General features: G+C 48.8%; 21 protein-coding genes. 12 read left to right on the top strand and 9 right to left on the bottom strand.

The window, feature by feature from the left end; all coding sequences use genetic code 11:
• The first annotated feature begins 94 nt into the window (after window positions 1–94).
• Window positions 95–1,213 (top strand): ribosomal protein S18-alanine N-acetyltransferase, encoded by a 1,119-nt coding sequence (gene rimI, locus LEUMU_RS0123350; protein WP_022954722.1) that lies wholly within the window; start codon window positions 95–97, stop codon window positions 1,211–1,213.
• A gap of 180 nt (window positions 1,214–1,393) precedes the next feature.
• Window positions 1,394–1,723, top strand: coding sequence for a hypothetical protein (locus tag LEUMU_RS0123345; RefSeq protein ID WP_022954721.1), 330 nt, complete (start codon window positions 1,394–1,396; stop codon window positions 1,721–1,723).
• 93 nt (window positions 1,724–1,816) lie between these two features.
• On the opposite strand, the gene LEUMU_RS0123340 is transcribed toward LEUMU_RS0123345, so the two are convergent.
• Complete coding sequence (locus tag LEUMU_RS0123340) at window positions 1,817–2,209, bottom strand: hypothetical protein (protein WP_022954720.1); 393 nt, start codon at window positions 2,207–2,209, stop codon at window positions 1,817–1,819.
• An 88-nt stretch (window positions 2,210–2,297) separates the two neighbouring features.
• Complete coding sequence (locus LEUMU_RS0123335) at window positions 2,298–2,780, bottom strand: Lrp/AsnC family transcriptional regulator (protein ID WP_022954719.1); 483 nt, start codon at window positions 2,778–2,780, stop codon at window positions 2,298–2,300.
• Window positions 2,781–2,900: 120 nt separating this feature from the next.
• Here LEUMU_RS0123335 and putA point away from each other — a divergent pair, with 120 nt between their 5' ends.
• On the top strand, window positions 2,901–6,473 hold the full coding sequence (gene putA, locus LEUMU_RS0123330) for a bifunctional proline dehydrogenase/L-glutamate gamma-semialdehyde dehydrogenase PutA (protein WP_022954718.1): 3,573 nt from the start codon (window positions 2,901–2,903) through the stop codon (window positions 6,471–6,473).
• Between the two features lie 207 nt (window positions 6,474–6,680).
• On the opposite strand, the gene LEUMU_RS0123325 is transcribed toward putA, so the two are convergent.
• The 3 genes from LEUMU_RS0123325 to LEUMU_RS0123315 form a co-directional block, all read right to left on the bottom strand.
• Window positions 6,681–7,490 carry a porin gene (locus tag LEUMU_RS0123325; protein WP_022954717.1) on the bottom strand — a complete coding sequence of 270 codons (810 nt, stop codon included), beginning with the start codon at window positions 7,488–7,490 and terminating at the stop codon, window positions 6,681–6,683.
• A 650-nt stretch (window positions 7,491–8,140) separates the two neighbouring features.
• Window positions 8,141–9,355, bottom strand: coding sequence for a glycosyltransferase family protein (locus LEUMU_RS0123320; RefSeq protein ID WP_022954716.1), 1,215 nt, complete (start codon window positions 9,353–9,355; stop codon window positions 8,141–8,143).
• A 21-nt stretch (window positions 9,356–9,376) separates the two neighbouring features.
• Window positions 9,377–10,156 carry an HAD-IIB family hydrolase gene (locus LEUMU_RS0123315; protein WP_022954715.1) on the bottom strand — a complete coding sequence of 260 codons (780 nt, stop codon included), beginning with the start codon at window positions 10,154–10,156 and terminating at the stop codon, window positions 9,377–9,379.
• A 296-nt stretch (window positions 10,157–10,452) separates the two neighbouring features.
• Here LEUMU_RS0123315 and LEUMU_RS0123310 point away from each other — a divergent pair, with 296 nt between their 5' ends.
• The 9 genes from LEUMU_RS0123310 (at window position 10,453) to LEUMU_RS0123270 (ending at window position 19,336) form a co-directional block, all read left to right on the top strand.
• On the top strand, window positions 10,453–10,683 hold the full coding sequence (locus tag LEUMU_RS0123310; RefSeq protein ID WP_022954714.1) for a DUF2789 domain-containing protein: 231 nt from the start codon (window positions 10,453–10,455) through the stop codon (window positions 10,681–10,683).
• 199 nt (window positions 10,684–10,882) lie between these two features.
• A complete protein-coding gene (locus LEUMU_RS0123305; protein WP_022954713.1) occupies window positions 10,883–11,908 on the top strand; it encodes a LacI family DNA-binding transcriptional regulator in 1,026 nt (341 codons plus the stop codon).
• A 34-nt stretch (window positions 11,909–11,942) separates the two neighbouring features.
• Entirely contained in the window at window positions 11,943–13,298 is a 1,356-nt protein-coding gene (locus tag LEUMU_RS0123300) for an ABC transporter substrate-binding protein (protein WP_022954712.1), read from the top strand.
• Window positions 13,299–13,419: 121 nt separating this feature from the next.
• Window positions 13,420–14,688, top strand: a complete 1,269-nt coding sequence (locus LEUMU_RS0123295) for a carbohydrate ABC transporter permease (protein ID WP_022954711.1) — start codon at window positions 13,420–13,422, stop codon at window positions 14,686–14,688.
• Window positions 14,685–15,914, top strand: coding sequence for a carbohydrate ABC transporter permease (locus tag LEUMU_RS0123290; protein WP_022954710.1), 1,230 nt, complete (start codon window positions 14,685–14,687; stop codon window positions 15,912–15,914). The genes LEUMU_RS0123295 and LEUMU_RS0123290 overlap by 4 nt, the downstream gene beginning before the upstream one ends.
• Window position 15,915: 1 nt before the next feature.
• Complete coding sequence (locus tag LEUMU_RS0123285) at window positions 15,916–17,208, top strand: MGH1-like glycoside hydrolase domain-containing protein (RefSeq protein WP_022954709.1); 1,293 nt, start codon at window positions 15,916–15,918, stop codon at window positions 17,206–17,208.
• Window positions 17,195–18,262, top strand: coding sequence for an ABC transporter ATP-binding protein (locus LEUMU_RS0123280; protein ID WP_022954708.1), 1,068 nt, complete (start codon window positions 17,195–17,197; stop codon window positions 18,260–18,262). Before LEUMU_RS0123285 ends, LEUMU_RS0123280 begins: the two co-directional genes overlap by 14 nt.
• Window positions 18,263–18,527: 265 nt before the next feature.
• Window positions 18,528–18,866 (top strand): UPF0175 family protein, encoded by a 339-nt coding sequence (locus tag LEUMU_RS0123275; RefSeq protein WP_022954707.1) that lies wholly within the window; start codon window positions 18,528–18,530, stop codon window positions 18,864–18,866.
• The gene (locus LEUMU_RS0123270; RefSeq protein ID WP_022954706.1) at window positions 18,851–19,336 is read left to right on the top strand and encodes a PIN domain-containing protein; all 486 of its coding nucleotides are present in this window, start codon (window positions 18,851–18,853) and stop codon (window positions 19,334–19,336) included. The genes LEUMU_RS0123275 and LEUMU_RS0123270 overlap by 16 nt, the downstream gene beginning before the upstream one ends.
• A gap of 3 nt (window positions 19,337–19,339) precedes the next feature.
• On the opposite strand, the gene LEUMU_RS0123265 is transcribed toward LEUMU_RS0123270, so the two are convergent.
• From LEUMU_RS0123265 to LEUMU_RS0123245, 4 genes are all read right to left on the bottom strand, one after another.
• The gene (locus LEUMU_RS0123265; protein ID WP_022954705.1) at window positions 19,340–19,861 is read right to left on the bottom strand and encodes a hypothetical protein; all 522 of its coding nucleotides are present in this window, start codon (window positions 19,859–19,861) and stop codon (window positions 19,340–19,342) included.
• A 183-nt stretch (window positions 19,862–20,044) separates the two neighbouring features.
• Window positions 20,045–20,737 carry an aspartate/glutamate racemase family protein gene (locus LEUMU_RS0123260; protein ID WP_022954704.1) on the bottom strand — a complete coding sequence of 231 codons (693 nt, stop codon included), beginning with the start codon at window positions 20,735–20,737 and terminating at the stop codon, window positions 20,045–20,047.
• A 5-nt stretch (window positions 20,738–20,742) separates the two neighbouring features.
• A complete protein-coding gene (locus tag LEUMU_RS27510) occupies window positions 20,743–22,158 on the bottom strand; it encodes an MFS transporter (protein ID WP_022954703.1) in 1,416 nt (471 codons plus the stop codon).
• Window positions 22,159–22,274: 116 nt separating this feature from the next.
• Window positions 22,275–23,060 carry a carnitinyl-CoA dehydratase gene (locus LEUMU_RS0123245; RefSeq protein WP_022954701.1) on the bottom strand — a complete coding sequence of 262 codons (786 nt, stop codon included), beginning with the start codon at window positions 23,058–23,060 and terminating at the stop codon, window positions 22,275–22,277.
• Between the last annotated feature and the right edge of the window lie 7 nt (window positions 23,061–23,067).

Raw genomic sequence — 23,067 nt, 5'->3', positions numbered from 1 at the left:
TCATCGCTTCACCACAGATTAAGACCTGTGTGAACTATCAAGAATCTGCCTGAAACCGTCAGACAGCCTATATTTTCTTTGCGAAGGAAGCACTATGTCTGCCCCGCTCGTTCGTCCCGCCGTCTTAACCGACTTGAAGGATCTATTAAACCTTGAACACCTGTGCTTTACCAGCGACTTACTCAGTCGCCGAAGCTTCCGGCATTTTTTAAGTACCACCAGCAACTGCTTCCTTGTTTGCGAACAAGAGCAAAAAGTGTTGGGGTACATACTGGTATTATTACATGAAGGCACCCAGCTGGCGCGCCTGTATTCTATTGCCGTAAACCCTGAGTGTCGAGGCCTAGGTGTGGCACAGCAGCTGCTGAGTAAAGCCGAGCAAATCTGCGCACAAAGCGGACGCATTAGTATGCGCCTCGAAGTACGCCGTGACAATGAAAGTGCGATTGCGCTGTATAAGAAGCGCGGCTATTTTAGCTTTGGTGAATACAAGGATTATTACGAAGATCACGAGGATGCATTGCGCCTGCAAAAGCGTATTTTGTACCCCGGCGAGCGCACCACGCATGTCAATGTGCCCTATTACCCGCAGCATACTGATTTTACCTGCGGCCCAGCGGCGTTGATGATGGCTATGTCAGCTTTAAACCCTGAGCAAGCACTGACCCTTACTGAAGAGTTGAGCATCTGGCGTGAAGCCACCACTATTTATATGATGGCAGGCCACGGCGGCTGCAGTCCGGTGGGTTTGGCACTGGCAGCCATTGAGCGCGGCGTAATTACCGAAACCTACCTCTCAACCCAAAGCACTCCGTTTATTGATTCGGTGCGCGATGATAAGAAGAAACAGGTGATCGAGCTGGTGCATAACGATTATCTGGAACGCCTGCAAGCCAAAGGCGGCACCATACATTATAAGAACATTACGCAAGATGATCTTGAGGCGGCCCTTAAACAAGGCGACATCCCGCTAATCCTAATCAGCACCTATCGCTTTGATGGGCAGAAAACGCCGCACTGGGTATTAGTAACGGCAATGGATGATCGCTTTATTTATCTGCACGACCCGCTAATCGACGAAGAGTTTTACCGCTTTGAGCTGGATAATCAGTACCTACCCATCAGCCGTAAAAACTTCGATAAAATGGCGCAGTTTGGCCAAAGTCGCTTACGTACAGCAGTGATTTTAAAGCATCGTCAATCATCGACATAAAGCGCAAGCTTCAGCCGCCATTAGTTACCTGAATCAGGTGGCTTTACGATCGATTTTTATGATCGAAACCACCTGTTTATATTGTTGGATGAGTTCAATCAGAGCGCGTATAAATCGCACCTGAAGTCGGGATATCCCCCGAACCCGAACACCAACTTATTTCAATTAGGAAATTAATAAATGAACAACAAGTTATTCATGCTGTTATTGGCTTCTACTTTGACTTTCGCAGTAAGCCCAACGTTTGCTGAGTCTCATGCAGAAGAAGCAGCGCCTAGCAGTGAAATGGCTCAGGAAGAAATGGATGAGTTGATTGAGTCTTGCCGCAATGCTGCGACTGAAGCAGAAGTTGCTGAAGAAGACATGGAAGAAGCGATTAGCAGCTGTGTTGCTGAAAACACAGCAACTGGCGAAGAAGCAATGGACGAAGAAGCTGCTGATGAAGCAACAGCTGACGACGAAATGCCAGCAGAAGAAGCTGAAGAAGAAGTACCAGCAAATAACGGCTAATTAGTCCGAATTTGACCAAGGTGGTTGGGCTAGCCCTAACCACCTTTTTTTATGCCTGCAGTTTAGAGCGGCCAAGCTCACACTCTAAATAACTCAGGCCAGATCTTTAGTTTTATTAAAGTAGTAATGAAACAACGCGCCGGTTGCCGCCCCTGCGATCGCCCAATAAAGATTCTCCCACGCCGGGAAAAAGCCAAATAGCACCAAACTCAATAGCAACCCGACTAGGCTGGCACTCACATAATTTGCTCTGCCACGCCTGGCCAGCCACAGATAAACCGGCGCACACACAAAAATAGTCAAAAACATCGAGCTAATGGCTGTGAAGAAGTAGAACAACAGCGAACCGCCCAATGCATTCATAAAATGCCCAAAGCCACCTACCCATAGAAAGTTAAGCATCATACCGAGGAACACCACCAGACTTCCGGCAAAGGCGGCATAAATACCACTGACCAGTGCGTTAATTGCATTTTTTTCGTTCACGTCGTCTCCGGAACTGATTGGGTAAACAGGCTCACCGCGAGCCTATCGTAAGTTTCTTAATAATCGTCGGCCAACTTAGCAGCTAAACCTAAACCACTAACATGCCGCTTTCTTTTACGGACTGCATACTCACATAAGTTGAAGTGCTTAATACATTAGGCAGCGTTGAGATTTGCTCACCCAGCACGCGGCGATAGGCTTGGATATCTTTAGTGCGTACTTTAAGTAAGTAATCAAACTGCCCTGCAATCATATGACATTGCTCGACCTCCGTAATCTTACCCACAGCCGCATTAAAGGCATTCAACGAGCGCTCAGATGTATCGCGCAACTTCACCTCAGCAAAGGCGACATGCTCCAATCCCAGCATTTGTGCGTTTAATTCAGCACGAAACCCTTTAATATAGCCCTCAGACTGCAGGCGTTTCAGCCGTACCTGGCAGGGACTCTTGCTTAGGCCTACCCGATCAGACAACTCAGTCACTGAAATTCGCCCATCATGCGACAGCACTTTGAGTATATGCAGGTCAAATTGGTCTAATTGCCTTAGTATTTGATGATTTAAACTCATTTTTCTATTACTCTTTAAAAAAACAGCTCATTTTTCCCGTTAATTATCAAAATAAAGGATTTTTGGTGATTACACCAGTGATACATTGATCATTCACTTGACCCCTGAGGAGCTAAGCCCATGAACCATCTCAATACCATTCGTCAATCGATGCGCACTGCACACCTTGCAGATGAGCAACTAGTTTTGAAAAATTTGATGCAGTCCGCCCCGATTGCACCTGACGTTCGTGAACGCATTGTCGAACGCGCGACGCGTTTGGTAGAAGATATTCGTGCCTCAGACAAACCCGGTCTAATGGAAGCATTCTTAGCGGAATATGGCTTATCCACTGATGAAGGCGTGGCATTGATGTGCTTGGCAGAGGCGCTGCTACGCGTGCCTGACGCTGACACTATGGATGCACTGATTGAAGATAAGATCGCTCCGTCTTCTTGGGGTGAGCATTTGGGTCAATCCAGCTCCTCACTGGTCAATGCTTCAACATGGGCCTTAATGATCACCGGTAAGATCCTTAAAGAAGACGAAACCAAAGGAATTGCTAACATCTTGTTCGGGGCGGTCAAACGCCTGGGCGAGCCAGTCATTCGTGTTGCGGTTAAGCAAGCGATGAAAGAACTGGGTAGCGAGTTCGTATTAGGCCGTACTATTAAAGAAGCCATCGAACGCGGCCAGAAGCAGCAGAAAATGGGCTTCACATTCTCCTACGACATGTTAGGTGAAGCAGCGCTGACCTCCAGCGATGCACAAAAATTCTTTGATGCTTATGAAAAAGCGATCGCTGACTTGGCAAAAGAATGCAAATCTGACGACATCCGTGAAAACCCCGGTATCTCAATTAAGCTATCTGCCCTGCACCCACGTTATGAAGTGGGCCAGCGTGATCGCGTAATGACTGAGCTGGTGGCCAGCACTAGTAAATTAGCGCATCAAGCTAAAGCCGCTGGTATGGGCTTTAACATTGACGCCGAAGAAGCCGATCGTCTGGATTTATCGCTGGATATTATCGAAGCGGTTTTGCGTGATCCAACACTGGCAGGCTGGGATGGCTTCGGTGTGGTGGTACAGGCATACGGCAAGCGTTGCCCACAAGTCATTGATTGGTTGAATGCACTGGCGACTGAGCTGGATCGTAAAATCATGGTGCGCTTGGTTAAAGGCGCGTACTGGGATACCGAGATCAAACTGTCACAAGCTGAAGGCTTGGCTGGCTTCCCGGTTTACACTCACAAGCCAAACACCGATGCGGCTTACATTAGCTGCTCCAAAAAGCTGCTAGGCATGACTGACCGCATTTACCCACAGTTTGCAACACACAACGCACACACCGTTGCCGCTATTTTAGAGCTGGCAACCGATAACAGCGCGTTTGAATTCCAACGCCTGCACGGCATGGGTGAAGCACTGCACTTAACCGTATTAAAGCAAGCGAAAACCCGCTGCCGTATTTATGCACCGGTTGGAGCACATCGCGACTTATTGGCTTACTTGGTTCGTCGTTTGCTGGAAAACGGCGCGAACAGCTCCTTTGTAAACCAAATCGTCGATACCAATATTGCCGCTCGTGATGTTGCCGCGGACCCATTTGTTAAAGTAGAAAACAAGCTGATTAACTCAGCGGATATCCCAACGGATATGGCTGGCGTCAACGCAAAAGGCGAAATCGCTAAGCCATCACAAATTTACCAGCCACAGCGGATTAACTCGCGCGGTTGGGATTTGCACAATCTGGACGATTTGGATGAGATCGAAGCCGCGCGTACACCATTCGCTGGCACCACGTGGGAAGCAGGCTACTTAATTGCCGCTGAAGTTGACGATGCTGACCTGACCGGCACCACTATTCGCAACCCTGCTAATCCAGAAGATATTGTTGGAACAGTTTTGGAAGCCTCTTCTGAAGTAGTTGAAGCGGCATTGGCTTCTGCTAAAACTTGGACGGATGTTTCAGCCGTTGAGCGCGCCACTATTTTGAATCGCGCAGCAGACTTATACGAAGAAAACTTCGGTGAGTTGTTTGCGGTACTAGCTCGTGAAGCCGGCAAGATTCCAATGGACGTGATTGCCGAGTTGCGTGAAGCAGTGGATTTCCTACGCTATTACGCGGCTGAATCTGTTCGCATCGAAAAAGAAACACCCGCTGCGACGCCACGCGGTGTGATTGCTTGTATTTCGCCTTGGAACTTCCCATTGGCAATCTTTACCGGCCAACTTTCTGCCGCATTAGCCGCTGGAAACGCAGTGGTTGCTAAGCCTGCTGAGCAAGCGCCAATTACCGCTTACGTTGCGGTGAAATTACTGCACGAAGCAGGCGTACCGGTTAGCGCATTGCAACTGTTGCCGGGTGAAGGTTCGGTTGTTGGTGCTCGCTTGAGTTCTGATAAGCGCATTAGTGGTATCTGCTTTACGGGCTCTACCGATACAGCACAGCTGATCAACCGCTCAATGGCGGCTAACCTTGACCCACAAGCTAGCCTGATCGCTGAAACGGGTGGTTTGAATGCCATGATCGTTGACAGTACTGCCCTGCCAGAGCAAGCGGTTCGCGACATTGTGAACTCTTCATTCCAGTCTGCTGGTCAGCGTTGTTCTGCATTGCGTGTGCTGTATGTACAGAAAGACACGGCTGATATCATTCTGAAAATGCTCTACGGCGCAATGGAAGAATTAGTGATTGGCGCGCCATGGGATTACGCCACAGACGTTGGCCCGGTTATCGATGAAGATGCTCAAACACAGATCAACAATCACATCGAAACGGCTCGCTCAGAAGGCCGTTTGCTCAAACAAATGGACGTACCAAAGGCCGGTTTCTTTGTTGCACCAACGGTGATTAAAATCGATAGCATCAATGATTTGGCGCGTGAGATCTTTGGTCCGGTATTGCACGTTGCAACCTTTAAAGCAGAAGAGCTGGATAAGGTTATTCAAGACATCAATGGCAGTGGCTATGGCTTAACCTTCGGCTTGCACACGCGTATTGATGACCGTGTTGAAGAGATCACAACCAAGCTTAAAGTCGGTAATATGTACATCAACCGTAACCAGATTGGTGCGGTGGTTGGCTCTCAGCCGTTTGGTGGTGAAGGCTTATCTGGAACTGGCCCTAAAGCCGGTGGCCCACGTTATGTACCTCGCTTTATGCAGGCTGAAAATGGTAGCGCAACGGCTGCGGCGGATGACGCTACCCCAACACTGTCAGTTGAAGCGATTCAGGCTAGCCTGAACAAACTGCCAAACCCAAGTGAGAACTTGCTGGAAGTCTTGGATTTACCTGGACCAACCGGTGAATCTAACCGTCTTTCAAGCTATGCACGCGGTACAGTGCTGTGCCTTGGCCCAACCGCGGAAGCGGCTATGGATCAGGCTAAGCAGGCAGCCAGTGTGGGTTGTGCAGTATTGGCCATTGCACCCGGCATCGCAGACTCTGGTTCGCCAGCGATTGCAACGCTAGATGGCACAATGGATCTTAAAGATCTGAAGCTGCTGGATGGCATTGATGTGGTGGCTTCCTGGGCTGGAACGGATGATTTGCGCGTTGCAAGACAAGCATTGGCTTCTCGTAAAGGTGCATTGATTCCGCTAGTGACTGAGGCGAAATTGACTGAGCGTTGCGTACTGGAGCGCCATGTGTGTATTGATACAACGGCGGCGGGTGGTAATGCCTCGTTGCTGGCCGCTACTCAGGCTTAATCAGCTGATATAGAAAAGCCGGGTGATGGACTAAGTATTCTTTAGTTTCATTATCCGGCTTTTTGTTGTCTGGCTACTTTGCTCAGAGATAGCAAAGCCCGTTTGTAATGCCTCTAACAATAAAAAAATCCCCGGCCAGAATACTCCGGCCAGAGACCGTAGGGGACTTTCCTAAGCGTTTCCGCTTATTCGCTTCTTACTTAAGCCTTACTTCCATTCAGTGGTAACACCAACTGCATATTCGATATCACCCTCTCCATCCTTGTTTCTTGCTTCAACTAAGAAGCCTGATCTTCCGAATTTGCGCTTATAACCCAGAGACAAGGTATCGTCGTCTTCCAGTGCACCATAAAAGTCGTTTTTGCCCACATTGTATTTGGCATGCACGCTCCAGATCGTATCGCCATCCTGCTGATTTCTGATACGCGTTTTTAGCGTTGCAGGGCCAATATGAGTGGTTCCCGATACCGACACAAACTTATCACCATCTGAAACCACATAACCTGCAGCAACAACCGTCTTTTTGGTCACGTGATGGCGCACAGCAATCGCGCTTTCATCTTCACGTGGGTTATGGGAAACACCCACGCGGGTACCGCCGAACTTGCGCATATAAAGCACGGTGCCTTTTGGGGTGTTTTTGCAGCCATTGGTGCTCGCGCCCAGCAATTTATGAAAATCACCACCCTTCTGGAGTTTGTCGCAAGCGTTGCTCTGGTCACCAAACCAAATTTCACCAAACTTACCTTTGGCACCGGCACGAATTTCTTCAAAACGAGGCTCATCATCGTCACTGTAGATACCGTTGATATCTAGTTCAGTATGAGCCATAAATACCACGCCATTGTGTTTTTTGGTTTTTACATCAAAGTTAAGCTCCGAACCATTCTCCTGAACTTCATCAGCCTTAGAGAAATAGCCTATATTGATATCACCTGAAATTTTGAATTCGTATGCCTGAGCAGACACAGAGAGAGACGCTACCGCGATCGCGGCTGCTAGTGTTACTAACTTCATTTGATTTCCCCATCCTATGTAAATTTGCAATATTTGTAACATTTGTAACATTTGTAACGCTTACAAAATCACGTTTTTCAACGCCAGGAACACACTCTTAACGTTTAAAATTGGTTAACTTGCCACAAGCAAACCTTAATTTGTAATATTTGTAAGATTAATTTCGGCGACAAAATTACATTACCATTTTGTAAAAATCAACAAAAAGTTTTTTACCGAGAACAAATCAACAATAAAAAACCATCGATTTTCGGGTAATGAATAGGTTATTTCAGGGATGTATTTCGGGTGATTTTTAAGCGTTTTTAGATGACATAAAGCCCACTATTTTTTCTTAGCCAGCAGCTCAGCTTTAGTCTATAGCCATAAAAACGAGGAATAAAACACCAATAACGGGGCCAAAAAGAACATAAAATAACAATGATGATTTGACTTTATTTTAAACAAAATAAAACCTTCAAATGGCCCGTTAGAATGTAACAAACAAGGTGGAAAATTTATGAAATAAAAAAGGCCAACAGAGAGTTGGCCGAGGCTCGGGAAGTGCTGAAATGAATCAGCTACTTCCCTATTTTTTGCTCAATGATGGCTTAGCAGCTAAAAACCGACTGATGCGGTATTTAAAAAACGCCCTAACCATTCATTAAAATCTAAGCATTATCCTGCTTAACCGCTTCTAACAAGCGCTCTGGCAAATCAGGCACTGCACTAAATACCCGCATCCAATTTGGAATAAATGGCGTTTCGAGTGGGTTTTTCAGGTACTTTTCACCGGCATCTAAAATGCTACCAGAGAAAAACTCTACCGACTTTTCTTCAGCATGTAGGTCAAGCGTTAGCCCGTTGATATGCGCATCCGCATCATAACGCTCCAGCATATCCAAGGCTTCACGCAGATAAACCGCTTTCAATGCTCTGAAAAAGGCCTTATCCATAATCGTGCCTTCGGTGCCGAGCTTACGGAAAATCGCCTTAGCAATTTCATAACTCATGCGAGAGAGGCCGCCTTTATGGTCTTCCTCACCCATTTCCTGATGCTTATGATCGTAGTTATCGGCAATGTCTACCTGACAGACACGGCGGCTGGTGGTATTGCGATAAGCCTCCGACAAAATCCCGACCTCAAGCCCCCAATCACTGGGAATGCGCATGGCATTAATCAGGTCAGTACTTAAGGAAAACTCACCGGATAGTGGATAGCGGAAGGCATCTAAAAAGTCGAGATACTCCGTATGACCCAACACTTTTTGCAGCGAGGTAATTAGAGGCTGAACAAACAAACGCGTGACGCGACCACTCAACTGCCCCTTATCATTCACCCGCGTGTAATAGCCTTTGCAAAACTCAAAATCGAGTGCGGGGTTTACAATGGGATAGAACAAGCGCGCCGGAATATCACGGGTGTAGGTCAGAATATCGCAGTCATGCAGCGCTACGGCCTTGCTGTTATTTTCCGAAAGAATATAGCCCATGCAGTACCACACATTGCGACCTTTACCGGCTTGACTTGGTCCTAGTTTACGGGCCTCTAACTCATCGGCAATGGCGCGCAGGCGTGGGCCGTCATTCCATAAAATGCGTGTTTTTTGTGGCAGGCAGGAGAAGAACTCTTTGGCGTAATGAAACTGCTCCTCATTAGCCTGATCCAAACCAATCACGATTTCATTAATGTAATCAGCACCTTTCAGCTCTTCGAGAATATTGGCCAAAGCTGGACCTTCCAGCTCGGAGAACAAGGAAGGCAAAATCAGCGTCATGGGCGAGCGCTTCGCAAATCGACGCAAGTCATTCTCAATCTTTTCTAACGAATAACCCGGCAGACGATGTAACGTGGTTATTGGTCCATTTTGTTTAAAGTCAGACATAAATTCCCTTAAGTTGATTTATTATTCGTTAAGTAACTGCATAATCGTGGCATTCCAGCCGGTGGGGCCAGCCAGTTTGGTGCGAATTTGGCGTTGCGTATCGCGCTCCGGCAGATCAAACACGGTGCCATCGGGGTTGTACACAATGACTGCAATATCGGCCGCTGCCAGCATATCTTTATCATTGGGCCCATCGCCCAGCGCGATCACTAAGGGCTTTTCAGATTGCCTTGCTTGCTGCGCATCGACCAGATACTGCATCGCCATCACTTTATCGGCCTGCCCCATGACATGCCAGAAACGCCCGCCGCGTTTTAAGCTCAAGCCGTTTTCAGCTAATTGCGCTTTAAATGCTTCCAGCTCCTCCGCATTATCCTGCCAAATTAACGGCTCGCTGGCTTCGCGCTGTTTGGCCCGAGCCGCCGCGTCAATATCTAAACCGGTTACCTCGGCAATATCTTCCGCGCTCCAGTCATTAAAGCCGGTAAATTGATAATCGTAAGTGTCGCGCAAGCGCTTGAGGCAGTCGCAAATCGAAGCATAGTCTGCGCCCAATATCTTAATTTCACCGGTTTTTGGGTAAGCAATTAAGCTGCCATTTTCGGCAATACGAGGAGAGTCGAGCCCGATATCGGCTGCGATAAATTCAATTTCGCTGAGGGTTTTGCTGGAGTTTAATATAACGGGGATGTGCAAAGCAGCCAGCGCGTCCAGCGCAGTTTGTGCGGCGGCGTGACTATAATTGTGATGATCGAGCAAGGTTCCGTCCAGGTCTGTAAAGACCAAACAGTTTTTCTGCATAAAACCATACCTCCGGAAGCGGCTAATAAGTTGTTTTTATTGCATTTCCTCCAGACCTTTCACACTGCGCTGAGCACTAATAAATAGTCGCCTTAGGCTCAGTGCGGGGTCGGTTAATGCTATCACACTTTAAACCAAATGGGCGTGCCTGCTTTATACCCGCAAATTTATGCAGGCAGTTTACATTCCGATAAGATCAGCGCAGCATTACCGAAAGTGACCGCGTTTTACCGAAGCCGAGCTTGCACCAATATGAAAGTTCGGCTGACTTTATAGACACAACTAAGGAGATAATCATGGATTCACCCGTACATTCTCTCAATTCATTATTCGCCCAGCTGGGCTTAGCCGATGACGATGCAGCGATTGAGCAATTTGTCTCATCCCACAAGCCGATTCCTGCCAGCGTAGAGCTGCACGAAGCCGACTGCTGGAGCGACTCACAGGCCGCTTTTCTAAAAGAGTCGATTACTGAAGATGCCGATTGGGCAGAAGTAGTCGATCACTTAAACGCCATGCTGCGCTAAATATCATTGCTAAAAGCCGCGAAAACGCGGCTCAACACTCGCTAACCGACAGGGGACTCATTGCAGTTCCCTGTCTTATTTTCCACACCAAAAAACAATAGCGTATTAGATTAGTCGCAAAATAGTATTGATCTACGAAAGCGATTTCGGTAATATCAAAATCGCTTTCGGAGCACATTTTCGAATGGAGGAGGTCCAGATGGCATCAAATATCAATCTGAAGCAGTTGGCTGAACATGTAGGGCTTACGCCTAGCACCGTATCGCGCGCGCTGAATAATTATCAGGATATTAGCCCCACCACTCGTCAACGCGTACAAGCTGCTGCCGAAGCACTCAATTACCGCCCTTCTCGTGTGGCTCAGCAACTGGCCCGTGGTAAATCCCGCGTCGATACCGTTGCCTATGTTATGCCACCGGGCGTACACCGTTTTTCCGATCCGTTCTTTGCCAGCTTTATTGCCGGTATTGGTGACACCCTCACCGCCGCCGAACGCGACCTACTCATTACCATGCCCGCTTGTGAACGCTCTGAAATTGAGGTTTACCGTCGTCTGTTACGTGAGAATAAGGCAAATGCCTTTATCGTTGCCCGTACCCGACCACAGGATGAGCGCATCAAGTTACTGCAAGACAATAACATTCCCTTTGTGTGCCATGGCCGCACCAGCCGCTCCAAAAGCTACAGCTGGTTTGATATGGATATGCTGGCTGGCGCCAAGTTAGTCGCTAAGCGCTTTATCGCGCAAGACCGCAAACGTCTGGCACTGATCACGCCGCCAGAAATGTTTAACTTCTCGCGCCTACTGGTACAAGGCTACAAACACATTATTGAGCGCAGCGAAGGCATTAGCTTGCAACTGCAAGAAGGCGATATGAGCGAAGCCTCCGGGTTTAAAATTACCGAGGCGTGGTTAAAAGATACCAAATCCATTCCCGATGCGATTTTTTGTGGCAGTGATGCCATGGCGATTGGCGCGATGAATGCCATTCAGCAACATGGCCTGAGAGTGGGCCCGGATATTGCCGTGATTGGTTATGGCGATTTCCACTTGGCGGCTTATGTGTCGCCCTCATTAACCACTTTACGCCAACCGCTGAAAGATGCCGGTGAGCAAGTGTCCCGCATGTTATTACGCTTGCTGGAAACGCCCGATTGCGAACCGGAGCATATGTTATTACCGCTACAACTGATTGAACGTGATTCTGACCGTAGAATCGATTGAGCAAGTCTCTTGACACTTTAGGAGGAAATAAGAGATGACGAGTATGAAACCATCGATGAAGAAAATTGCACTGGCACTGGCCGCCACGCTGATGATGAGCAGCATGGCATCTGCTGACACACTGCGCTTTTGGACCACAGAAGAGCAACCTGAGCGCCTAGCCAAGCAGCAAGAAACTGCGGATAAATTCAAAGCCACTAGCGGCATTGAAGTACAAATCATTCCAGTGACTGAGAAAGATCTGGGAACTCGTGCAACGGCTGCATTGGCTGCTGGCGATCTACCGGATGTGATTTACTTCCCGCTGCAGTACGCACTGCCATGGAGTGAAGCCGGTATTTTGGATACCGAAATCAACACTGACCTGATCAATGCACTGGGCGTGGATACGTTCGCACCGGGCGCACTGAATATGGCTAAGCTACCAGAAGGCTACGCAGCCGTTCCGGTTGATGGCTGGACTCAGTTAGTGCTGTACCGTAAAGACCTGTTCAAAGAGAAAGGCCTTGAGGCTCCAACCAGCTACGCAAGCATCGCTAAAGCTATCGAAGCGCTGCACAACCCACCTGAGCTTTACGGCTTTGTTGCACCGACTAAGATTGATGAAAACTTCATGAGCCAAGTACTGGAGCATGTGTTCCTGGCCAATGGCGTATCACCCGTAAACAACGATGGCTTCTCGCCGCTGGATGAGAAGAAAACCACTGAAGTATTAGACTTCTACAAGACCTTGGTAAAAGCCTCTCCTCCGGGTGACCTCTACTGGAAGCAGTCTCGTGAAATGTATTTTGCGGGTAAAGCAGCGATGATCATCTGGTCTCCGTTTATTCTGGATGAACTGGCGGGTTTGCGTGACTCTGCGCCACCAACCTTGAACAGCGATCCTGAGTCTACTGAACTGGCATCCAAAACGGGCGTAGTGACTCGCTTTATGGGCCCTAGCAACCCAGATGGCGCAGCATGGGCGGATATCCGTTACTTTGGTGTAACCAATGACGCCGATACTGAAGCAGCAGAGAAATTCATCAGCTTCTCAATGGATGAAGGCTACACCAACACGTTAGCTATCGCGCCAGAGGGTAAATTCCCAATCCGTCGCGGTACTAAAGATGAGCCGACTAAGTTCTTAGACGCTTGGGCAAAGCTGCCAGTGGGTGTTGATCGTAAAAAGCCACTGTCTGAGTTGTACGATGCAGAAACCATCGCTTCAATCACAGAAGGCTTGGCAACAGCTGATCGCTGGGGTGTAAAAGAAGGTCAGCTGGGTGCTGCTTCTAAGATCATCAACTCACAAGTGATCAATCGTTTAGTGCGTGAATACGTTGATGGTGCCCGCGATGCAGCCGCAACCGTTAAAGCGATGAACGAAGAGCTAGGTAAAATCGATTAAGCCATTGATTTAACGAGCGATCAGGCTACCAGGCCTGAGTGGGTAGGTCCGGCTTCACACACCGGACTTGCCACCCCAACTTTTACAGGTTAACCCCTACCCAATCACGAGCATTCATAGCATGAGTACTACAGCCGGACCAATGGCGCGGCGCGAGGCAAAACTCGCCTACAGTATGCTGCTGCCAACCATTTTCATCGTCTTCGCGATCGTGTTGCTACCCTTGGTAGCGACCTTCTGGATTAGCGTGAAGCCGGTTACTTTAAATGATCTACGTGCGCCCGAAGCAACGGTCAATACCCGCTTGCGTGGCTCACTGGAAAACGTTGGAGACACCGCAACCCTCGAATTTCGAATACGCAACAGTTCGCAACAAAAGCAAGTAACAGACGCTTCACTCCGGACCACACTACCGGATGGCATTACGATTACTGAGCTGGATAGCCGCTGCCAACTAGCCGCCTCTCAGTTAAGCTGTGAGTTTGGTGATATCCCCGCCAAATTTAGCGAGCGCTTAAAGATCCCAGTGACGGCTGGTGAAGCCTATATCAACAACCCGATACCGCTTAAATCACTCGAACCGAGCATGGGTGGTGGCTCAGACAATGTACTGACCAACCTTGATTTCACCACTGAGAACTTTGCGAAAGTCTTCGATGGTGCCCATTTTTGGGATGTGCTGTGGGTCACGCTGATTTACACCTTTGGTGGCACGATCGGTGCGCTGGTGATGGGTTTATTTGCCGCCCAATTACTACAAAAAGAGTTCCGTGGTCGCGCAGTGGCGCGGGGATTATTTCTATTCCCCTATGTGGCTCCCGTTATCGCCATGGCGTTTACGTGGCTGGTACTGTTTGACCCCTACTCCGGTGCGGTCAACGCCCTGCTCAAGCAAATGAGCGTCATTGAGCAATCCATTAACTTCTTTGGAATTCGCAGTACACCGATTGAATTTCTGGGCATGGAGTTCAACTTCCCAGTCGCACTCTCAATGGTTATCGCCTTTGAGATCTGGCGTTATTTCCCACTGGCTTTCATGTTCATTATGGCGCGGATGCAATCTATCCCGACCGATATGTACGAAGCCGCTGAAATGGATGGGGCATCGCCACTCCAACAGTTCTGGCACTTGTCACTGCCTCAGTTGTTCGGAATTATCGCGGTATTGTTCCTGCTCCGCTTTATCTGGACGTTTAACAAATTCGACGACATCTTCCTGCTCACTGGTGGTAACGCTGGAACCCGTACCCTCACCGTGGACGTGTACGAGCAAGCCTTCGCCTTAAGTAACTTGGGTGCTGGTGCGGCGGTTGCTGTGGTCATCTTTGCACTGTTATTGATTCTGTCGTTGCTGTACTTCCGCAGCATTCCGAAGGAGGAAGGATTATGATTAAGGTCTTCACGCCGCTTTATGCGCTATTGACCGGTGCTATCTGGTCTATTCTCACCGGTATCACCATTGCCGTGACGCTGGCCTTGTTAACCGGCCTTGCGATTAAACCCGTGCTTTGGGCGTTTCTATTGACCGGAATAGTCGGTGCCGCCTGGATTGGTTTACGCCCGATTATTCAGCGAGATCAACGCCATCGCCTGATTACCATTGCCGTTCACGCCATTGGGGTATTGCTGTTTTCCTTGTTTCAGCCCTTTACCCTGTCATTTGGCGAAAGCACGCTCTGGCAGCTACTGGCCTTGATTGGTTTTGCGGTTGTGCAAAGCTGGATGATGCAAAACATACTGGCCAAACTGGATCGCAATAGCATTAAGCGCCGCAATCTGGAGCTGTCGTTTATCACCTCCATGCGCTACTTCGGCTTCCTGTTCTTCGGCGTCATGGTGTTATTACCGCTGTATGTACTGGTGATGAGTAGTTTGAAAAGCCAGCAAGCCCTGCTAATGAATCCTTTGGATTTAATGCCAGACTTCAGCCAGTCGATGCCTGACTTGTTCCGCTCTTACATTGAGCTGTTCACCAAGTTTAACTTCGATGTGTACTTGTGGAATGCAGCGCTAGTCTCCGTACTCACCGTCATCATTACACTGGCCTTTGCCATTCCGGGTGCTTATGCGGTCTCTCGCTTAAACTTCCCTGGTCGCGTGGTGCTGTCTCGCTCAATCCTGATGATTTATCTGGTGCCAGCGATTGTATTGGTTATCCCGCTATACGCCGTGTTCTCACAATTAGGCCTGCGTAATAGCCTCACCGGCCTGTTACTGGTCTACCCTGCAACCACACTGCCAGTGGCGCTGTATATGCTGCAAGGTTACTTCCGTGGCTTGCCTCGCGAGCTTGAAGAAGCCGGCATGATGGATGGCTGTTCACGCCTACGCGTGATCTTAACCATTACCCTGCCGCTCAGCTTGCCGGCCATGGCATCCGTTGCTTTGTACGTCTTTATGATTGCTTGGAATGAATTTCTGTTTGCGTTTATGTTTTTGGATGACCCGCAAAAGTTCACCCTATCACGTGGTGTGGTATCGCTGAACTCCTCGGAAGTCCCGAGACAACATTTAATGGCTGGCGCTGTGATAGCCACGGCACCAATTCTGGTAATTTTCTTATGGGCGGAACGCTTCCTTGTGCAAGGGCTCACCGCTGGTAGCGTTAAAGGATAATATGGCAACTTCAAACTCACTGTATCAGCGCGCCATTGACGTGCTAAAACAAAACGACCGTGGCACATACTCGTTGCCAACCCATGGTTTGTATCCCGTGCAATTTAACTGGGACTCGGCCTTTGCCGCCTTAGGTTATCGGTTTATTAACCAACACCGTGCTTGGCAGGAAGTCATGCAACTGGCCTCTTCACAATGGCCGGATGGCATGATTCCTCACATCATGTTCCGTGGTGATCATGATGGTTATTTCCCCGGTCCGGATATCTGGAATACCGGTCAATTTATTGAAACCTCTGGTATCACTCAGCCGCCGGTATTGGCGAGCGTGGTTCGTCAGTTGGATGAGGCTGGGCCTTATCGCGATGTTAACGGCATGTACGACATGTTGCGTCGCTTAGTCCGCTGGCATGACTGGTTTATGAAAGCGCGGCTTGATCCACAATCACTCGGCATCCAAATTATCCACCCCTGGGAATCTGGCCGTGACAACCTCACCGATTGGGATCAGGGCATGGCACGCGTTGAAATTGCTGACCTGCCACCGTATACCCGTCGCGACTTAGACCATGTAGACAGCAGCCAGCGCCCGACTAAAGAACAGTATGACCGCTACCTCACTTTGGTGAAATTTGGTCGCGACCGCCATTGGCCACAAGCGTATCTGGGACAAAACTCCCCATTCCGCATGGTTGACCCTGGTATGACGGCGTTCTTATTGCGCGCCAACCGCGATCTGATCGTGCTGCTGAACAAGTACTTACCGGAAGACACCGACTCAATCGAGCTAATCCAGTCGCACATTAATACGCTGGAGCTGGGTTGGATTAACTTGTGGAATCCGAAAGTACAAGCTTACACAGCGTACGATCCGGTACTGCAACAGCCAATCGACAGTGTGTCAGCGGCGAGCTTCTTGTCTTGCTACGCCAGCATGCACAACGACTTACACCATGGTCACTTGATGGATCAGTTTGATCGCATCGCCAATAAGGTGAAATTTATGGTACCGAGCTTTGACCCTGAGCATGCGGATTTTGATGCGAAGCGTTATTGGCGTGGACCGGTGTGGCACGTAATCAACAACCGCATCGGCTTAGGCTTTAGCGAAGTGGGCGAGCATGAGCGTGCAAAGCGCATTCGCAAGGACTCTGAGGATTTGATCGCACAGAGCAGTTTTTACGAATACTTTAACCCGATTACCGGTGATGGACTTGGCGGTAAAGACTTTACGTGGACCGCTTCCGTTTATTTGGATTGGGTAATGCAGGAGGCAGATCATGGCCAAGATTAAACTACAAAACATACACAAGAGCTTTGGTGATATTCACGTTATCAAAGGTGTCGACTTCACCATTGAAGACCGCGAGTTTGTGGTATTTGTCGGGCCTTCGGGCTGCGGTAAATCCACCATGTTACGCCTGATTGCAGGCTTGGAAGAAGCCTCTGACGGTCAGATTCTGATTGATGATGAGGATGTCACCGCCCTCTCCGCCTCAGAGCGTGGCTTGTCGATGGTGTTCCAGTCTTACGCGCTTTACCCGCACAAAACGGTTGGCGAGAACATGGGCTTTCCTCTGAAAGTTGCGGGTAAGCCAAAAGCGGAAATTGACGCGAAAGTTAAAGCTGCCTCAGATATTCTGAAACTGGATAGCTTGCTGGACCGTAAGCCAAAAGACCTTTCTGGTGGGCAGCGCCAGCGTGTGGCCATCGGACGAAGCATTGTCCGTAATCCACGAGCTTTCTTGTTTGATGAGCCGCTCTCTAACTTGGATGCTGCGCTACGGGTCGACATGCGGGTACAGATTGCCAGACTGCGCCATCAGCTCAAAGCCACCATGATCTATGTAACCCATGATCAGGTCGAAGCAATGACTTTGGCAGATCGTATCGTGGTGTTCTCATCCGGAACCATTGAGCAGGTTGGTAAGCCGTTGGAGCTGTATCGCAACCCATCTAATATGTTCGTCGCGACCTTTATTGGCTCGCCTCGTATGAATATTGTGGACTGTAAACCGGGCTCGGCAACGTCTGTGTTACTGGGTGATGGCTCTGAAATTACGACGGCGCGTGGCTGTGAGAAACCAGAAACGGCAACGCAGCTGGGTATTCGCCCTGAACACATTGATATTGTCGAGAAAGGCCATATCAGCGGTGTGATTGGAATCGCGGAATTGCTGGGTAGTGACAGCTTTGTGCATGTCGATGTGCCGGATGTTGGGACGATTGTCGTGCGTGCTGATCCTGAGCGGGAATACCGCACGGGTGAAGCAGTGCAACTGCAATGTCGCGATGAGATGGTGTACTGGTTTGATGCGAAAGGTGAAACGATTACTACGCCGATTTAATCTGGGGAAGTAAAAGTAACGCCAAGCGGCTATGCGTATTGATATTGCGTGTAGCCGCTTTTTATTGCGCGAAATATTTTAAACTTGCGTGAAACGGGATTTAATTGCGCGAAAGATCGTAAATGTTGCGCGAAAACTTTTTTAATTGCGCAAAAGCCCTTAATTGTTGCGCGAAACCAAGCAATAGCTGCGCGCAAATTATTTGCTTGCTTCAGATTCAAAGCGTGGACTACACTAGGTGAACCACACTAAATTGGAGCATACCATGTACGCTACTAATGTTCGCAATCTTAAGAAAAATCCATCACTGGCATTACGGCAAGCTATTGAAGAACCGGTGCTCATACTCAAAGGAAATGAGCCTGACTCCGTATTAATGCACTTGGATAAATCATTAATTAATACCGTAGAGAGCCTGCGTCCGGCACTCGCATCAGTATTATTTCGTGATGGCGTGTTATCGCTCGGAGCGGCAGCTAAAGTCAGTGGCCTACACCTAAGTGACTTCATCCAGCATTTAGACGAGCTGGAAATTGAGATCGTTAAAATCGATGAAACGACTGACAAAGAGGCACAGGATGTTAGCGCATGGCTACAGTCGTAATTTCTGATGCAGGGCCACTGATCGCACTAGCCAAAGTTGATCAACTAGCCATTTTGGAAGCGTTATTCGGCAGCGTCGTAATACCCGATGCCGTGGAACGTGAATGCCTGAGCGACTCAAAAGAAGGCAGTAAACGAATTCAGGCTGCTATCGATAGCGGCATGCTAGTCCCTGATGCGCCAACGGCAGGAACAGCCGAAATCAAATTGCAACGCAGTTTAGGTGATGGCGAAAAACAGGCTATCAGGCTGGCACTGGAATCATCTGGTTCATTGCTAATCATCGATGATCGACTAGCCCGCAAACAAGCCTTGGCACTGAGTCTACAAATTGCTGGCTTAGTACGTATACTAAGCATTGCTGAAGATATGCAGTTTATTGACAGTGCCGAGCGCTTGATTGAGGAGATCCGAAAAAATGGCTATCGCATCTCGCTTGATATTTTGAAGCAAATTCGACAGGGAAAGTGAGCGTTAAGCACACTTAGGCACAGCAACCATCGCTCGACTATTATTCCCAAATACCGCGCTTGTCTTAGGTATCTCAGCACTTTTAATAGTCACTTCCCCACCCTGAATTTCCGAGCCAGCTACCCGAATCATTCCCAATGAACTCACCGGTAACGTATCATCCACATCAATGGTAAAGCTCACGCGCTCACCGGGATTGATGGATTCAATCTGAAGTGATAACGAGGAATCGCCATCCTTAACCGCCGCGCCAGAAGCCAGCTTCATATTCCCTTCTGTGATTTCAAATGGCTGAAATACTTCAACGCCAGAACCAGCTGCCGTGATATCAAAAATCAACTTACCCTGACTTTTCGAGAGATCAAGATCCACCGTCAAATTACTGATTGCGCATTCGCCTTGATTGGTAATGATAAAGCGATCTTTTGGAGCCCCTTCAGAAAAGCGGACTTCGATATCAGCTTGAGCTGTGGCGCTAAACAGTAATGCCAGCCCGCAAGAATAAGATAGAAAGGTTCGTGTCATGATTGGCAACTCCTGATGATTGATTGGTTAGCTCGTCCTATCACTACAAAACCATGATAGAAAGCACTATAAGCCACAGCCATATTAGTCGCTCTGCCAGTTACAGGCTAATGCACTGAAAAAACTCAGGTATTACAACCACTAATGGATATTAACTAGCCACTACTTACGAGGAGTAGCTCATTAAGCCACCGCAAACTCAACCGCTTTAGCCGCATGAATTGCTGTTGTATCAAACAGCTTCACATCCGTATCCGCTTGCTCAACCAGCATGCCAATCTCAGTACAACCCAGAATCACCGCCTCAGCACCCTGCGCTTTTAGCGCTTGAATAATCCGCAAATACTCCAGCTTAGAAGCCGCTTCAGTTTTACCCAAACACAGCTCCTGATAGATCACATCATGGATAATTTTCCGGTCTTCGGGATTGGGAATAACCACCTCTAAGCCATAGTTTTCACTCAGGCGGTCTTTATAGAAACCCTCTTCCATGGTGAATCCAGTGCCGAGCAGGCCAACCGTTTTAATCCCCTCAGCCACCAAGACTTCAGCGGTCGCATCTGCAATATGAAGCAATGGAATATCTAAAACCGCTGCAATCTGCGGGGCGACTTTATGCATGGTATTAGTACAAATCAGCAAACAATCCGCTCCGGCGGCCTGAATGTTTTTTGCCGCTTGTGACAAGAGTTCAGCCGTACCATCCCAATCGCCCGCATGTTGCATGGCTTCGATCGGAGCGAAATCGACGCTCACCATCGCAATCTTCGCTGAGTGCAATCCACCCTGCGATTGCTTCACGCCTTCATTGATCATGCGGTAGTAGCCCACCGTACTTTCCCAACTCATGCCACCTAACAAACCGATTGTTTTCATAATAATTAAGCCGCCGCTTTCGCTTTAAACCTCGACATAGCAAACGACGCATAAGCCGCTGCCAAGGCACAACACAGTGATACCATCGTCACCCACATCAACACCGATAACAGGGCGTCATAATGCGCAGCATCAATATTGTTATTGCCAATATACAACGACATGAGCAGCGTGACCAATGCGGTACCCAGTAACTGACCAATCATCCGTGACAGATTCATAATCGCCGAGGCAATGCCTAAGCTGGCTTCCGGCACATTACTCAGCGCGCCATTATTATTCGGAGTGGAGAACATACCGAAACCAAGCCCCAACAGGCCAAGCGCCAGTAGCACCAAATTCATCGATGACTCATTATCCAACTGCAGCACCACCACAAAGCTGGAAGCCACCAATAAGCAACCCACTGCTGCAATGCTATTGGGTGGATAACGGTCGGATAAGCGCCCACTAATTGGGGCCAGTATCGCCATCATCAGCGCTTGTACTAACAGCATTTTACCCGCCTCAGTGGGCGATAATCCGCGATTGTATTGCAGGTATAAACCCATCAAAAACTGCAATCCATAACTACTGGAATACATAAAAATCGAGGCGATAATGGCGTAGGAAATATTCTTATTGCTCCAGACCACTTTGAGCTTAATCAGTGGCTGCGGGATACGATTGCAGTGAGTCACAAATAGATAAAGCAGCACAGCAGAGATGGGAAGGGCAATCCATGACGTCATCGTTGGCAGATTCGTCAGACCAATAAACAGACTCACAATCCACAGCGAAAACAAACCCGCGCCAGTCCAATCCAACTTTTGCGGCTCGTGGCTAAGCCATTCGCCTTTTAGCTTAAGTACGATCAAAATCATACCCAGCAGCACAAACGGGATCAGCATAAAGAAGACATAATGCCAGCCAAAGTGATCCGTAATATAGCCACCAATCACCGGCCCGCCGCTCAAGCCTAAGTACACCGAGGCGACCACCCAGCCAAGCGCCGCACCTCGCCCGCCATCCTGATACACACTACTGATAATGGCCATGCCGGAGCCAAAGAACATGGCTGCGCCCACGCCCTGCACTACCCGAAATACCAGCAAGGTTTCAATGCTATTGGATAAACCGGCACACACACTGCCAATTAAGAAAACCACGTTACCAATCAGGTAGATTTTCTTGCGACCATAGATATCGGCAGCGCGCCCCGCGGGCAATAAAGTCACTAAATTACTAATCAAAAATACTGCAGGAATCCAACTCACATACACCGCATCAGCATGCAGGTCAGCGGCAATGGCAGGGATCGCAACCAGCGCAGCGGATAAGGATAAAGGCGTCAAAAAGGAGCCGATACACACAACGATGAGAGCGCTAAAGCGTGCCGTCGCATCATCCCGATAATATTCACGAGTAGCTTGAGGAGTCAAAATAGTCTTACCATAAAAGAGGCCTGCGCAATGGCAGGCCGGGGAAATATTGAAACGCTAGTAGAACAGTTATTGATTCGCATTTCCATTACTTATGGTATTGGCTCAGCGAGTCATTAACGGCCTTTCCACTCTGGCTCTCGCTTCTCAGCGAAGGCTTTTGCGCCCTCAAGATTATCCTCGCTGTCGTAGAGCACATCAACCGTTGCAAATTGACGTTTTGTAATCTTGTTCATGGCATCCTGAAAAGCCATCGCTTCGGAGGCGCGCGCCACTTCTTTGATTGCCGCAAATACCAGCGGTGGGCCAGCAGCCAACAGACGCGCCAGCTCCCAGACTCGATCCATCAATGCAGCTTCATCGGCTAAGATTTCATTTACCAAGCCCCAGCGATGGGCTTCCTGAATATCCATCCAACGGCCGGTGAAGAGTAAATCCATCGCAACGTGATAGGGCATGCGCTTAGGGAGTTTTACGGTCGCCGCATCGGCCAGAGTTCCTGCGCGAATTTCAGGTAATGCAAAACTGCTATGTTCAGTCGCTAAAATCATATCGGCAGATAAGGCCAATTCAAAGCCGCCCCCCACTGCCATGCCATTAACGGCGGCAATCACCGGTTTATTAAGATCGCGTAACTCCTGCAAGCCACCAAAGCCTCCAACGCCATAATTGCCATCAACCTCATCACCACCGGCTGCGGCTTTTAAATCCCAGCCTGCGCAGAAAAACTTATCGCCAGCCGTGCGAATAATAGCGACCCGCAACTCAGGATCATCCCGAAAATCGCGAAACACTTCACCCAATAAGCGGCTGGTTGCCAGATCAAGCGCATTGGCTTTGGGGCGATCCAGCGTGACTTCCAAAATACCACCCTCACGGCGGCTTGTTACTACCTCAGACATACCTTTC

Source organism: Leucothrix mucor DSM 2157, assembly GCF_000419525.1.
GTDB lineage: Bacteria > Pseudomonadota > Gammaproteobacteria > Thiotrichales > Thiotrichaceae > Leucothrix > Leucothrix mucor.
This window is presented reverse-complemented; position numbering and strand designations above follow the sequence as displayed.

Bases quoted from the DNA above. Each gene is read 5' to 3' on its own strand.
- LEUMU_RS0123270 (WP_022954706.1), top strand. From the start codon at position 18,851: ATGGCTACAGTCGTAATTTCTGATGCAGGGCCACTGATCGCACTAGCC.
- LEUMU_RS0123310 (WP_022954714.1), top strand. From the start codon at position 10,453: ATGGATTCACCCGTACATTCTCTCAATTCATTATTCGCCCAGCTGGGC.
- LEUMU_RS0123280 (WP_022954708.1), top strand. From the start codon at position 17,195: ATGGCCAAGATTAAACTACAAAACATACACAAGAGCTTTGGTGATATT.
- rimI (WP_022954722.1), top strand. From the start codon at position 95: ATGTCTGCCCCGCTCGTTCGTCCCGCCGTCTTAACCGACTTGAAGGAT.
- LEUMU_RS0123260 (WP_022954704.1), bottom strand. From the start codon at position 20,737: ATGAAAACAATCGGTTTGTTAGGTGGCATGAGTTGGGAAAGTACGGTG.
- LEUMU_RS0123285 (WP_022954709.1), top strand. From the start codon at position 15,916: ATGGCAACTTCAAACTCACTGTATCAGCGCGCCATTGACGTGCTAAAA.
- LEUMU_RS0123320 (WP_022954716.1), bottom strand. From the start codon at position 9,355: ATGTCTGACTTTAAACAAAATGGACCAATAACCACGTTACATCGTCTG.
- LEUMU_RS0123245 (WP_022954701.1), bottom strand. From the start codon at position 23,060: ATGTCTGAGGTAGTAACAAGCCGCCGTGAGGGTGGTATTTTGGAAGTC.
- LEUMU_RS0123295 (WP_022954711.1), top strand. From the start codon at position 13,420: ATGAGTACTACAGCCGGACCAATGGCGCGGCGCGAGGCAAAACTCGCC.
- putA (WP_022954718.1), top strand. From the start codon at position 2,901: ATGAACCATCTCAATACCATTCGTCAATCGATGCGCACTGCACACCTT.
- LEUMU_RS0123335 (WP_022954719.1), bottom strand. From the start codon at position 2,780: ATGAGTTTAAATCATCAAATACTAAGGCAATTAGACCAATTTGACCTG.
- LEUMU_RS0123305 (WP_022954713.1), top strand. From the start codon at position 10,883: ATGGCATCAAATATCAATCTGAAGCAGTTGGCTGAACATGTAGGGCTT.
- LEUMU_RS0123290 (WP_022954710.1), top strand. From the start codon at position 14,685: ATGATTAAGGTCTTCACGCCGCTTTATGCGCTATTGACCGGTGCTATC.
- LEUMU_RS0123265 (WP_022954705.1), bottom strand. From the start codon at position 19,861: ATGACACGAACCTTTCTATCTTATTCTTGCGGGCTGGCATTACTGTTT.
- LEUMU_RS0123275 (WP_022954707.1), top strand. From the start codon at position 18,528: ATGTACGCTACTAATGTTCGCAATCTTAAGAAAAATCCATCACTGGCA.
- LEUMU_RS0123325 (WP_022954717.1), bottom strand. From the start codon at position 7,490: ATGAAGTTAGTAACACTAGCAGCCGCGATCGCGGTAGCGTCTCTCTCT.
- LEUMU_RS0123300 (WP_022954712.1), top strand. From the start codon at position 11,943: ATGACGAGTATGAAACCATCGATGAAGAAAATTGCACTGGCACTGGCC.
- LEUMU_RS0123315 (WP_022954715.1), bottom strand. From the start codon at position 10,156: ATGCAGAAAAACTGTTTGGTCTTTACAGACCTGGACGGAACCTTGCTC.
- LEUMU_RS0123345 (WP_022954721.1), top strand. From the start codon at position 1,394: ATGAACAACAAGTTATTCATGCTGTTATTGGCTTCTACTTTGACTTTC.